Source organism: Streptomyces sp. NPDC058964 (genome assembly GCF_042741275.1).
Taxonomy (GTDB): Bacteria; Actinomycetota; Actinomycetes; order Streptomycetales; family Streptomycetaceae; genus Streptomyces.
In genome coordinates, this window is the sequence record NZ_JBHYKH010000247.1 from 1 (window position 1) to 13,030 (window position 13,030).

A 13,030-nucleotide genomic window follows, 5' to 3' on the forward strand; every position below is an offset into this window, starting at 1 on the left:
GTGCCGCACCTCGGGACGGTCGCCCCGCGCCACCGCGTACGCCAGCCTCGCCCGGCAGAGGGTGAGCTGGGCGTCGCTGGAGGGATGCCCCGGCTCGTCGGCGCAGGCGAAGTGGGACCACAGGCCGGTGACGCGGATGAGCCCCTCGCGCTCGGCGCCGAGCGCCGCGCCTACCAGTTCGGTCCAGTCGTCGCCGGGCTGGCAGCCGTTGCGTCCGAGCCCGGTGTCGGCCTTGAGCTGCACGCGCGCGGGCGACCCGGCCGCGCGGGCCGCCTCGGTGACCTCCCGCAGGGCCCACATGGCGCTGACGGACACGTCCACGTCCGCCTCGATGGCCTCCCGCCAGGGCCCGCCCGGGGTCCACAGCCAGCACATGACGCGCACGTCCGGCGGCAGCCCGGCGTCCGCGCGCAGCGCGAGGGCCTCCTCGGGAGTGGCCGTGCCGACCCAGGTGGCGCCCGCCTCTACGGCCGCGCGGGCACACGGAACCGCCCCGTGTCCGTACGCCTCGGACTTGACCACGGCCATCAGGGCCGCGCCCGGCGCGAAGGCGCGCAGGGCGCGGACGTTGGCCCGCAGGGCGGCCAGATCGATCTCGGCGCGGGCGCGCAGGGGCGCGGTCGGCGCAGGTGCTGTCTTACTCATCGCGCCCCCAGTGTCTCAGAGGCCCGCGACGGCCCCGGATCGCAGGCCCTAGGTGCCCGGCCGACGGCCCCACACGTACACCCGGTCGCCCTTCTTCAGCACGCTCCACAGCCTGCGCGCGTCGGGGAGTTCGAGGTTGACGCAGCCCCACGAGCCGACGGTGGTGTAGATGCTGCCGTAGACGGCGTGGAAGGCCTGTCCGCCGTCGAAGAACTGGGCATAGGGCATGGGCTGGTTGTAGAGCGTCGACCAGTGGTTCTTGTGCTTCCAGTAGACCGTGTGCCAGCCCCCGCGGGTCCGGTGCCCCGCCCGTCCGCTGCGCATCGGCACGGGGCCGAAGAGCACTTTGCCGCCCTTCTGCACCCAGGTCAGCTGCCGACCCAGGTCGACGCAGGCGACCCGGTAGGTCCGTACGGGGCACTTCCTGGCCGCGTCGGGATTCTTCCGTGCCGAGAGGAGCATCATGCGGGACCAGGTGACGGGTCCGGCGAAGCCGGTCGCGGGCTTGATGCCGTGTTTCTTCTGAAAGGCCTGGATGGCCTTGCAGTCCCCCGTGGACTGCCTGCCGTCCACCTTCCGCTTCAGCCATCGCTCGACCTGCCGCTGGTAGAGCCCGGTCTGCTTGCTGCACGACACCTTGGACACGGCGTCGCCCAGCGGGACGTACTCGATGAGGTCGTACGTTCCCTTCGCCGCCTCCCGCGGCTCGACCGCGTCCTCCGCTGCGCTGGGCGTGTACACCTTGGGCGGCAGCATCTGGTCGGGCGTGTCGAACTGCCAGGGCTGCCCCGGCCCCGGCGCCACACCGGGCACCAGCTCGGTCTCGGGGCCGGAGGCCGCGGGTACGGGGGTGAGGGCCGCCGCCGTACCCGCGACGGGGAGAGCGGTCGCCGCGGCGAGCAGCACGACGATGCCCCGGTGTCTGACGCGTCTGCCGAGCCCGGTTCGTCTGCGGATCATGCGATCAGACAAACCTGCCGCCGCTGCGGATCCCGGGAGCCGCGCGGTCGGGTCACCCGACGGGTGGACCCCGCTTCAGCCGCGCACGTCCCGCCAGGCCTCCGGAATCGCCTCCGCCACGTCGTGCGCCCCGGCGGGTGCCCCGTCCGAGGCGTAGCGCCCGGCGAGCCCGTGCAGATACGCGGCCACGCTCCCGGCGTCCAGTGCCGGGAGCCCGGCCGCGAGCAGCGACCCCGCCAGCCCGGACAGCACGTCACCGCTCCCGGCCGTGGCGAGCCAGGAGGTTCCGGTCGCGTTCACCCGTACGGCCCCGCCGGCCGCGTCGGCCACCAGGGTCGTCGATCCCTTCAGCAGCACGGTCGCGCCGTAGCGCGCGGCCAGTTCGCGCACCGCCGTCAGCCGGCCCTCCTCGACGTCCTCCCGGGGCACGCCGAGCAGCGCCGCCGCCTCCCCGGCGTGCGGGGTCATCAGAGTCGGCGCCGTACGCCCCAGGACCGCGTCGCGCTCCGCGAGCCGCAGCCCGTCCGCGTCGACCAGCACGGGCACGTCCTCCGCCAGCACCTCCGCCACGGCCGCCGCGTCGTCCCCGGCCCCCGGCCCCACGACCCAGGCCTGGACGCGCCCCGCCTTGTGCGGTCCCCGGTCGGAGACCAGCGTCTCGGGGAAGCGGGCGATCACCGCGTCGCCGGCCGGTCCGACGTACCGCACGGCTCCCGCCCCGCCGCGCAGCGCTCCGGCGACGGCGAGCACGGCCGCCCCCGGATAACGGGCCGACCCGGCGGCGACACCTACGACGCCCCGCCGGTACTTGTCGCTCTCCGCCGCGGGCACCGGCAGCAGCCGGGCCACGTCCGCGTGCTGCAGCGCCTCCAGCTCCGCCACGGGCGGCAGCTCCAGCCCGATGTCGACGAGCCGCACGGACCCTGCGTACTCCCGCGCCGGATCGATCAGCAGTCCCGGCTTGTGCGTCCCGAAGGTCACGGTGAGATCGGCCCGGACGGCGGAGCCCTTCACCTCGCCCGTGTCCGCTTCGACACCGCTCGGCAGGTCGACGGCGACGACGGCGGCCCGGGACCGTCCGGCCGCGGCGGCCAGCGGCACGGCTTCCGGCCGCAACCCGCCCTTGCCGCCGATCCCGACGATGCCGTCGACGACGAGATCGGCCCGCTCGAGGAGTTCCCCGGCGTCAGCGGGCCGGACGACCGCGCCGCCGGCCCTGCGCAGCGCCGCGAGCCCGCCGGGGTGGGTGCGGTCGGGGGCGAGCGGTACGGCCGTCACGCCGGCCCCGCGGCGGGCGAGGCGAGTCCCGGCGTACAGGGCGTCACCCCCGTTGTCCCCGCTCCCCACCAGCAGCACGATCCGGCTGCCGTAGACCCGGCCGAGCAAGTCGGCGCAGGCGGCGGCCAGTCCGGCGGCGGCGCGCTGCATGAGCGCGCCCTCCGGAAGCCGGGCCATCAGCTCACGCTCGGCCGTCCGTACCGTCTCCACGCTGTACGCAGTCCGCATGCGGTCGAGTCTGCCCCGAAATCCCTCGGGGCCGCACCCGGTCCGGTCATCCCTCGGCGACCACCACCGCCGACGCCACCCCCGCGTCATGACTCAGGGACACGTGCCACGACTGCACACCGAGTTCCGCGGCCCTCGCCGCCACCGTTCCCCGTACCCGCAGCCGCGGACGCCCGCTGTCCTCGACGTACACCTCGGCATCGGTCCAGAGCATGCCCGCCGGTGCCCCGAGCGCCTTGGCGAGCGCCTCCTTCGCCGCGAACCGCGCCGCGAGCGAGGCGATGCCCCGGCGGTCCCCACTGGGCAGATACAACTCGCTCTCCACGAAGAGCCGATCGGCCAGCCCGGGCGTACGGTCCAGGGACGCCCGGAACCGGTCGATCTCGGCCACGTCGATACCAACCCCGATGATGCTCATCCGGGCACTCTACGTTCGCTCCGGCGACCGCGGGCTCGGCCTCTCCGTGGCGGGGTCCGCCTCGTGCTCGGCGGTGGTCAGGCCGAGGAAACGGGTGAACTCATCCGTGCCGGGCCGGAGACTCTGCCGGCCGACCGACGCTCAGGTCCGCTCAGGACTGGTACCCGGAACCCGCGGGTCTTCGGTGAAGAGATCTTCCGCGCACTTCCGGCACGCGCAGGACTCCCTTGGCCTCACCCTTGGCCTCACCTTCGACCCTGCCTTCGAGGAAAGGCCGTCTCACGGACCGTTCCCCGGCCGGGGAAGTAGCTGACGAACGACATGACTTCCTTCAGTCTCTGTCCGACTGGGGTGTTACCCAGGCTGATTTCCAGGAAGTCGAAGAAGTGGTCGGCGGTCTCGGGGTCTGTGCCATCGGACGGTTCGACACGCAGCACGGTGTCCACGCGGCGCTCCAGTGGACGGGTCTCCGTCACATCCGTGGTGCCGGCGTCCACGGTCGCCTTCGCGGACAACGGAACGCCCGGCAACCCGAACACGGGGGTCAGGATCTGTGGCCGCTCCTGGAAGATGCGGTGCATGCCCTCATGGGCTGATGTGACCATGCGCGCAACCTGGGTGGATCAGGGGATGGGTTGCCCGGGAGATCGGGGGGCGTTCGCTCTTGCGAGCGGCGGCAAAACGTTCAGGCCGCCGCGGCCGGTTCGCACCACACGACCTCGCCCCTGCCGCCTCTGGCCAGCGGCTGCCAGCCCCAACAGGTCGACGCACGACCGGACCTGCGCCAGCCCTCGCCCGTCCTCAACACCCCCCAAAACTGCGTCCCATCGCGTCACGGCTCCCTGCTAACCTGCGGCGACTTGTACACGTCAACCCACGTCGGTGCGCCCGGGGGAAAGTCGGTGCGCCGCCGTTGGGCGAACGCCAGGGGGACAGCCATGAACACCGCGACGGGCGGCGACAGACCGGGGTCTCCGGGGCCGCGTTTCGACCAGTACGAGCACGTGCCCGAACTCGTCCCGTTGCGCGAGGCCGTCGGCAAGGCCGACTGGGACGCCGTGCAGGCCTGCTTCGCGACCCTCGACTCGGCCGAGAAGGTCTCCTTCGCCTCGGGGCTCGTCGCCGGGACCGACGGCATCGAGGGCTTTCTGCGGCGCGCCGCGGCACGTCACCCGGACGCGCCGCTGCCGCGCACCCTGCTCGCCGACCACTATGTCCGCGTCGGCTGGGGCATCCGCAGCAGGGCCCAGGCCGAGCACGTCTCCCGCGAGCAGTTCGACCGGTTTCACGAGTGGCTGCGGCGGGCCGAGCAGATCCTGATCGAGGTGTGCGCCGAGCAGCCGGCATACGCCCACGCCTGGACCGTACGACTGCTCACCGCCCGCGGCCTGGAGCTGGGTCAGGCCGAGGCCCGCCGCCGCTACGACCGGCTCTCCCGCCACCATCCGCACCACTACCCGGCGCAGACGCAGTTGCTCCAGCAGTTGTGCCCGAAGTGGGGCGGCTCCTGGGAGGCCGCGCACGGATTCGCCCAGGAGGCCGTGGCCGCCGCGCCCGACGGCTCGTACTCCGGCGCCCTGGTCGCGCACGCCCACCTGGAGCACTGGCTGGAGCTGAAGGGCGCGGGGGCAGCGGTGTACATGCGGGACGTGGCGGTCCGCAACGACCTGCGCCTCGCCGCCCAGGCCTCCGTACGGCACCCCGACCACCGGCCCGGCTGGTACGGACGCGGCGCGCACAACGCGTTCGCGATGGCGTTCTCGCTGGGCGGCCACCACGCCGACGCAGCGCCGCACTTCCGTGAACTCGGTGACCGGCCAACGGAGTTCCCCTGGCACTATCTGTCGGCTCCGGCGGACTCGTTCGTCAAGTACCGCAAGTACGCGCTGGCAGAGGGCTGAGGGGGACGCGCCGACATGACCACCGAAACGAACGGCGACGTCTCCGTACAGGACTCCGGCCTCGACGCCCTCGAAGGCCTGGTCTCCCACACCACCACCCAGGGCATCCCGACCCTCTACGCCGCGCGCCCCGGCGACATCACCGCCGGCCTCTTCTTCCGCGTGGGCCGGGCCGACGAGACCCTGGCCACCTCCGGTGTCACCCACCTCGTCGAACACCTGGCGCTGCACCGCCTGGGCAGGTCCGAGGCGCACCACAACGGCGCCACGGCGGACACGTACACCCTCTTCCACGTCACCGGCGGCGAGGACGAGGTCGTCACGTACCTCAACGACGTCTGCGCCGCCCTGCGCGACCTGCCGCTGGACCGCCTGGAGACGGAGAAGGAAATCCTCCGCACGGAGGCCGCGGGCCGGGCGAACGGCGTCAACCACCAGATGCCGCTGTGGCGTTACGGCGCCCAGGGCTACGGCCTGTCCGGTTACGACGAACCCGGCACCTGGGGTCTGACGGCCGACCAGGTGAGGAACTGGGCCGCGACCCGCTTCACCCGTGACAACGCGGTGGTGTGGATCACCGGTGACCACGTGCCGGAGGGCCTGGACCTCACCCTGCCCGCCGGCCGCCGTATCCCGGTACCGGCCGCGTCGAGCGCCCTGCCCGTCACCCCCGCGCACATCCCTGGCGAGGACGGCCACGTCGTCTTCGACGCCGTGCTGCGCCGTTCCACCGCGGCCGCCGTCCTCGCCGACGTCCTGGGCCGCGCCCTGTTCCAGGAACTGCGCCAGGAGGGCGGCTACTCGTACAAGGCGGCGGCCGACTACACGCCGCGCGACGCCGGCTTCGCCACCCTGACCGCGTACGCGGACGCGTTGCCCGAGAAGCAGGACGCGGTGGTCGGCGCGTTCGTCGACACGCTCGCCCGGCTGCGTGCGGGCCGCATCGAGCAGGCCGAGCTGGACTCCGTGCGCGCAAAGTCGCTCAAGCGGTACGACGCTCCCGACCTCGGGGCCGCCCTGTTGCCGTCGTACGCGCTCAACCTGCTGATCGGCCACCGGCTCCTCTCCCCCGAGCAGCACCGGGCCGAGTTGCGGGCGGTCACGGTGGCCGACCTGCGCGAGGTCGCCCGCGAGGCGTGGGACGGCGGGCTGCTCCAGGTGCCCACCCGCGGCGCCGACTGGGCGGGCTTCGCGGCCGCCCCGCGGTTCTCGTCGTCCGCGGTCACCGGCACCCCGCACCGGTCGCTCGAGCGTGACGACGTCACGCTGGTCATCGGCGCCGAGGGGGTGAGTCTGCTCCTGCCGGACGGCCCGGTCACCGTGCGGTACGACGCCTGCGCCGCGATGACCACCCGTCCCGACGGAGCCCGCGTCCTGACCGGCCTCGACGGCTTCCGGGTGGCCGTCGAACCGACCCTTTTCCGGGACGTCACGGCCGAGCGGATCGCGGCGCTGGACGCGGCCGTCCCCGCCGACGCCGTCGTCCCGCTGCCGGCCCGTGACCCGGAGCGGATCCCGCGGCCGCGCGAGCGGGAGACCGGGCAGACGCCCGTGCACCAGGCCGGGGGCGACGCCGGCGGGAAGACGGCGGCTCCGGACCTCCGGCGCCTGCCCGGCTGGTTCGTCCTCCTGGTGGCGGCGGAGGTGGTGTTCGGCCTGGGACTCCTGATCGCCGTGGTCCAGACGTCCGACTCGGCCCACGAGGCGTGGATCCACCTCGCCCGCGCCATCCTGCCGACCACCCTGGTGATCGGCTACACCCGCCGGGTGTACCACCGGATCAAGCACGACCGCGGCTGACTCCCGGGCCCGCCCCGGCCGGCACAGCCGGGGCGGCACCAAGGAACGCCGGCTACTCCACCGTCACCGACTTCGCCAGGTTCCGGGGCTGGTCCACCTCGTTGCCCCGGGCGGTGGCCAGTTCGCAGGCGAAGACCTGCAACGGCACCGTCGCGACGAGCGGTTGCAGCAGGGTCGGGGTCGCCGGGATGCGGATCAGGTGGTCGGCGTACGGGACCACCGCCTCGTCACCCTCCTCCGCGATCACGATGGTGCGCGCGCCCCTCGCCCGGATCTCCTGGATGTTGGAGACGATCTTGTCGTGCAGGACCGAGCGGCCGCGCGGGGACGGGACGACCACCACGACCGGAAGGTCCTCCTCGATCAGCGCGATCGGCCCGTGCTTGAGCTCGCCCGCCGCGAAGCCCTCGGCGTGCATGTAGGCGAGCTCCTTCAGCTTGAGCGCGCCCTCCAGTGCCACCGGGTAGCCCACGTGCCGCCCGAGGAAGAGCACCGTCCGCTTGTCGGCCAGGGACCTCGCGAGCGCCCTCACCGGCTCCATCGTCTCCAGGACCCGCTCGACCTCGACGGAGATCTGCGACAGGTCCCGGATGACGGCCCCGATCTCGTCGCCCCACTTGGTGCCCCGTACCTGCCCGAGGTACAGCGCGACCAGATAGCAGGCCACCAGCTGGGTCAGGAACGCCTTGGTCGACGCGACCGCGACCTCCGGCCCGGCGTGTGTGTAGAGCACCGCGTCCGACTCGCGCGGGATGGTCGAGCCGTTCGTGTTGCAGATCGCCAGGACCTTGGAACCCTGCTCGCGGGCGTGGCGGAGGGCCATCAGGGTGTCCATGGTCTCGCCGGACTGGGAGATGGCGATGACCAGGCTGCGTGAGTCGAGGATCGGGTCCCGGTAGCGGAACTCGCTGGCGAGCTCCACCTCGCACGGGATGCGCGTCCAGTGCTCGATGGCGTACTTGGCGATCATCCCGGCGTGGAAGGCCGTACCGCACGCGACGATGACGACCTTGTCCACCTCGCGCAGCTCGGCGGCGCCGATGCGGACCTCGTCCAGGGTCAGTGAACCCGCCGCGTCGATACGGCCCAGAAGGGTGTCGGCGACCGCCTTGGGCTGCTCGGCGATCTCCTTGAGCATGAAGTAGTCATAACCCCCCTTTTCCGCTGCCGACGCGTCCCAGTCGACGTGATAGGAGCGCACCTCCGCCGGGCGGCCGTCGAAACCGGTCACCGTCACGCCGTCCCGGCGCAGCTCCACCACCTGGTCCTGACCCAGCTCGACCGCCGACCGCGTGTGGTCGATGAACGCGGCGACGTCCGAGGCGAGAAAGGCCTCGCCCTCTCCAACGCCCACCACGAGCGGGGAGTTCCGGCGCGCGCCGACGACCACACCGGGCTCGTCGGCATGCACCGCGACCAGGGTGAACGCGCCCTCCAGCCGCCGGCACACCAGCCGCATGGCCTCCGCGAGGTCGGAGGTCACGGAATACTCCTCGGCGAGCAGATGGGCGACCACCTCGGTGTCCGTCTCGGAGGCCAGCTCATGCCCACGCTCCGCCAGCTCGGCCCGCAGCAGCGCGAAGTTCTCGATGATCCCGTTGTGCACGACCGCGACCCGGCCCGCGTTGTCGAGGTGCGGGTGGGCATTGGCGTCGGTCGGACCGCCGTGCGTGGCCCAGCGGGTGTGCCCGATGCCGGTCGAACCGCTCGGCAGCGGCCGTTCGACCAGCTCCTTCTCCAGATTGACCAGCTTTCCTGCCTTCTTCGCGGTGGCAAGACCGCCATCCGCCAGCACGGCGACGCCCCCCGAGTCGTACCCCCGGTACTCGAGCCGTTTCAGCCCGGCCATCACGACATCGAGCGCCGACTGCGACCCCACGTATCCCACGATTCCGCACATGTGGCGCAGCCTAGGGGCCGGTGCCGGTGCGAAAGTAGGCGCCGCGTGCCCGAAATCGGAAATTCCCACCAGAGTACGAATGACCGCGGCGGGCGGGTCCACCGTTCGTCAGGGGCGAAGACCAGCCGTCTTCATCCACGGGATCCACGTCTCGACACCACCCGTACGCACGGGGAACGCACAGAACCTCCTTGAAAGAGCGGAGTTCGGAGTTCGGGCCGCGAGCCCCCGGCGGATTCACCGTCACCGATCTCCACCGGCCGCCCGAGGGCGACAAGAGCTTCTACAACCAGACCGGCCTCGGCGGGGCCCGCTCCATGCCGCACAGGGCAAGCCCACGTGACGCACCCCACCCGCACCCCCGTTCAAACTCCGTTAACAATGGACTGTGATCTCTCCGGTCTCCTCGATGCCCCGGAGCGCCCACCGGCAGCGGCCGGAGGCGACTCCCTACGTGGACCTCACCCGTGCCGAGTGGAGCGCGCTGCGCGACAAGACGCCGCTGCCGCTCACCGCCGAGGAGGTCGAGAAGCTGCGTGGCCTCGGCGACGTCATCGACCTCGACGAGGTGCGGGACATCTACCTCCCGCTGTCCCGTCTCCTCAATCTCTACGTAGGCGCCACCGACGGACTCAGAGGGGCGCTGAACACGTTCCTCGGCGAGCAGGGGTCCCAGTCGGGCACGCCGTTCGTCATAGGCGTCGCGGGCTCCGTGGCCGTGGGCAAATCCACGGTCGCCCGCCTCCTGCAGGCCTTGCTCTCCCGATGGCCCGAGCACCCGCGCGTGGAACTGGTGACGACGGACGGCTTCCTGCTTCCCACCAAGGAGCTGGAGGCCCGCGGCCTGATGTCGCGGAAGGGTTTCCCCGAGTCGTACGACCGGCGTGCGCTCACCCGGTTCGTCGCGGACATCAAGGCCGGCAAGGGCGAGGTGACGGCCCCCGTCTACTCCCACCTGATCTACGACATCGTCCCGGACCGGAAGCTCACCGTCCGCCGCCCCGACATCCTCATCGTCGAGGGCCTGAACGTCCTCCAGCCGGCCCTGCCCGGCAAGGACGGCCGCACCCGGGTCGGCCTCGCGGACTTCTTCGACTTCAGCGTGTACGTCGACGCGAGCACCGAGGACATCGAGCGCTGGTACCTCAACCGGTTCAAGAAGCTGCGCCAGACGGCCTTCCAGAAGTCCGACTCGTACTTCCGCAAGTACACGCAGGTGTCCGAGGAGGAGGCCCTCGACTACGCCCGCACCCTGTGGCGGACGATCAACAAGCCGAACCTGGTGGAGAACATCGCCCCCACCCGGGGCCGCGCCACCCTGATCGTCCGCAAGGGCCAGGACCACAAGGTGCAGCGGCTGCGGCTGCGCAAGCTGTGACGTGTTCATGGAGGCCTGTTAAAAAGGCGTCATGCTACATCTGCGCCTGATCACCCCGGCCGACCGCACCGACGAAGTGGTCCGGCTCATAGAACGGACAGTGGGCACCACTCACCTCGTAGTGCTGCCGGGTGCCGCGCGCAACCCGGCCGGGGACGTCGTGATGTGCGACGTGGCACGCGAGGCGGGCGACGAGCTCATCGGGGCACTGCGCGCGTCGGGCATCGACGACAACGGCTCGATCGCGGTCGAGAACATTGATCTGTCGCTGTCCAGACGGGCCGACAAGGCCGAGGAGGAGGCGCCTGGCGAGAGCGCGGACGCGGTGCTGTGGGAGCACCTGGAGGAAGCGACACACGAAGAGTCGACGCTGTCCGTCACCTACGTCGCCTTCCTCACCATCGCCACGATGATCGCGGCCTGCGGTGTGGTGCTCGACAACGCGATCCTGATCGTGGGCGCCATGGCGGTGGGGCCGGAGTTCGGGCCGCTCGCGGGCCTGTGCACGGCGCTCGTCCAGCGTGCCCCGCGGCTCGCGGTGCGCTCGCTGAACGCGCTGCTCGTGGGCTTCGCGGCGGCCCTGCTGGTGACAGTCGGTTTCACGTACTTCATGGACGCCGTGGATCTGTTCACCAAGGTCCAGCTGGAGGCCGAGCGGCCGAACACCAACTTCATCTACCGGCCGGACGCGTTCTCGTTCGTCGTCGCGGTCCTGGCGGGCGTCGCCGGCACCCTGTCGCTGACGTCGGCGAAGTCGGGTGCTCTGGTGGGCGTGGCGATCTCGGTGACGACGGTCCCGGCCGCGGCGAACGCGGCCGTGGCCTTCGCATTCACGGAATACCAGCAGGCTTGGGGCTCCACGGAGCAACTGCTGCTGAACCTGCTGGGCATCATCCTGGCCGGGACGCTCACACTGCTGGCCCAGAAGTGGTTCTGGGCCAGGCAGCGGGAACGTACGGCGCAGGCGCCCCGGTTCTAGCCGAGGGCCGACTTCACCGCGTCGGCCAGGCGCCCGGCGACCGAGCGGGCCTGGTCGATGTCCGCGGCCTCGACCATGACGCGCACCAGCGGCTCGGTGCCCGAGGGGCGCAGCAGCACCCGCCCGGTCTCGCCCAGCTCCCGCTCCGCCTCGGTGACGGCGGCGGCCAGGTCGGCGGACGTCTTCACCCGGGACTTGTCCACGTCCGGGACGTTGATCAGTACCTGCGGCAGTCGCTCCATGACGCCCGCGAGGTCCTTGAGCGAGCGGCCGGTCTGCGCGACCCGCGCCGCCAGCAGCAGGCCGGTCAGCGTGCCGTCGCCGGTGGTGGCGTGGTCGAGGACGATGACGTGGCCGGACTGCTCGCCGCCGAGGGCGAAGTCGTGCTCCTTCATCTCCTCCAGGACGTAGCGGTCACCTACGGCGGTCTGCACGAGGTGGATGCCCTCGCGCTCCATGGCCAGCTTGAAGCCCAGATTCGACATCACGGTCGCGACGACGGTGTCGGAGCGCAGGGCGGAACGCTCCCGCATCGCCAGCGCGATCACGGCCAGGATCTGGTCGCCGTCCACCTCTTCGCCGGTGTGGTCCACGGCCAGGCAGCGGTCGGCGTCGCCGTCGTGCGCGACACCGAGGTCGGCACCGTGCTCGAGGACGGCGGCCTTGAGCTTGTCCAGGTGGGTGGAGCCGCAGCCGTCGTTGATGTTGAGGCCGTCCGGCTCGGCACCGATGGTGACGACCTCGGCACCGGCCCGCGAGAAGGCCTCGGGCGAGACACCGGCGGCCGCGCCGTGCGCCTCGTCGAGGACGATCTTCAGGCCGTCGAGGCGGTTCGGGAGTACGCCGAGGAGGTGGGCGACGTACTGCTCGAAGCCCTCGTCGTACGAGCGCACACGTCCGACGCCCGCGCCGGTCGGCCGCTCCCAGGGCTCGCCGTGCCGGTGGGCCTCGTAGACGGCCTCGATCCTGTCCTCGAGCTCGTCGGCGAGTTTGTGACCGCCGCGGGCGAAGAACTTGATGCCGTTGTCGGGCATGGCGTTGTGGCTGGCGGAGAGCATGACACCGAGGTCCGCGCCGAGCGCACCCGTCAGGTACGCCACCGCGGGCGTGGGGAGCACACCGACGCGCAGCACGTCCACGCCCGCGCTCGCCAGGCCCGCGACCATGGCGGCTTCCAGGAACTCCCCGGACGCGCGCGGGTCCCGTCCGACCACCGCCTTCGGCCTGTGGCCCTCGAAGGTTCCCGCCTCGGCCAGCACGTGCGCCGCCGCGACGGACAGGCCGAGCGCCATCTCGGCCGTCAGGTCCGCGTTGGCGACACCGCGCACGCCGTCCGTGCCGAAGAGTCGTCCCACTTGTCCTCCTGAGGAAGCGTCAGTTTCGGAAGCCGTAGGCATTCGATGGTTCGATGCCGGATCGGTGCGGCTCCGCATCCCAGGCATTCCATGCCTGAACATCCGATCACACAAGCCTTTGAGCGTCTTGTGCCATTAGACCCAAAGATGTGTGATAAACGAACGCCCCGGCGGCACTGTGGCGTGCC

The 13,030-nt window shown here is 71.7% G+C and carries 11 protein-coding genes; 4 read left to right on the forward strand and 7 right to left on the reverse strand.

Annotation, left to right across the window (positions count from 1 at the left end; all coding sequences use genetic code 11):
* The 5 genes from ACFW2E_RS26835 to ACFW2E_RS26855 form a co-directional block, all read right to left on the reverse strand.
* The coding region (locus tag ACFW2E_RS26835) for an alanine racemase (protein WP_384469631.1) at positions 1-645 on the reverse strand (645 nt) is incomplete at its 3' end.
* Between the two features lie 48 nt (positions 646-693).
* A complete protein-coding gene (locus ACFW2E_RS26840) occupies positions 694-1,605 on the reverse strand; it encodes a L,D-transpeptidase family protein (RefSeq protein ID WP_384469632.1) in 912 nt (303 codons plus the stop codon).
* 75 nt (positions 1,606-1,680) lie between these two features.
* Entirely contained in the window at positions 1,681-3,111 is a 1,431-nt protein-coding gene (locus ACFW2E_RS26845) for an NAD(P)H-hydrate dehydratase (protein ID WP_384469633.1), read from the reverse strand.
* A gap of 46 nt (positions 3,112-3,157) precedes the next feature.
* Positions 3,158-3,529 carry a holo-ACP synthase gene (locus ACFW2E_RS26850; protein WP_384469634.1) on the reverse strand — a complete coding sequence of 124 codons (372 nt, stop codon included), beginning with the start codon at positions 3,527-3,529 and terminating at the stop codon, positions 3,158-3,160.
* Positions 3,530-3,774: 245 nt separating this feature from the next.
* The gene (locus tag ACFW2E_RS26855) at positions 3,775-4,134 is read right to left on the reverse strand and encodes a hypothetical protein (RefSeq protein WP_384469635.1); all 360 of its coding nucleotides are present in this window, start codon (positions 4,132-4,134) and stop codon (positions 3,775-3,777) included.
* A gap of 333 nt (positions 4,135-4,467) precedes the next feature.
* Between ACFW2E_RS26855 and ACFW2E_RS26860 the strand changes: the two genes are divergently transcribed.
* Positions 4,468-5,430, forward strand: coding sequence for a hypothetical protein (locus tag ACFW2E_RS26860; RefSeq protein ID WP_384469636.1), 963 nt, complete (start codon positions 4,468-4,470; stop codon positions 5,428-5,430).
* A gap of 15 nt (positions 5,431-5,445) precedes the next feature.
* Entirely contained in the window at positions 5,446-7,230 is a 1,785-nt protein-coding gene (locus ACFW2E_RS26865) for a M16 family metallopeptidase (protein ID WP_384469637.1), read from the forward strand.
* Positions 7,231-7,282: 52 nt separating this feature from the next.
* On the opposite strand, the gene glmS is transcribed toward ACFW2E_RS26865, so the two are convergent.
* Positions 7,283-9,130, reverse strand: coding sequence for a glutamine--fructose-6-phosphate transaminase (isomerizing) (glmS, locus tag ACFW2E_RS26870; protein ID WP_384469638.1), 1,848 nt, complete (start codon positions 9,128-9,130; stop codon positions 7,283-7,285).
* A 409-nt stretch (positions 9,131-9,539) separates the two neighbouring features.
* Between glmS and coaA the strand changes: the two genes are divergently transcribed.
* Both coaA and ACFW2E_RS26880 read left to right on the forward strand, forming a co-directional pair.
* Positions 9,540-10,508 carry a type I pantothenate kinase gene (coaA, locus tag ACFW2E_RS26875; RefSeq protein ID WP_384469641.1) on the forward strand — a complete coding sequence of 323 codons (969 nt, stop codon included), beginning with the start codon at positions 9,540-9,542 and terminating at the stop codon, positions 10,506-10,508.
* Positions 10,509-10,539: 31 nt separating this feature from the next.
* Entirely contained in the window at positions 10,540-11,487 is a 948-nt protein-coding gene (locus ACFW2E_RS26880; protein WP_384469639.1) for a DUF389 domain-containing protein, read from the forward strand.
* Here the strand turns inward: ACFW2E_RS26880 and glmM are convergent.
* Positions 11,484-12,842, reverse strand: coding sequence for a phosphoglucosamine mutase (glmM, locus tag ACFW2E_RS26885; RefSeq protein ID WP_384469640.1), 1,359 nt, complete (start codon positions 12,840-12,842; stop codon positions 11,484-11,486). The genes ACFW2E_RS26880 and glmM overlap by 4 nt on opposite strands.
* Positions 12,843-13,030: the final 188 nt, after the last annotated feature.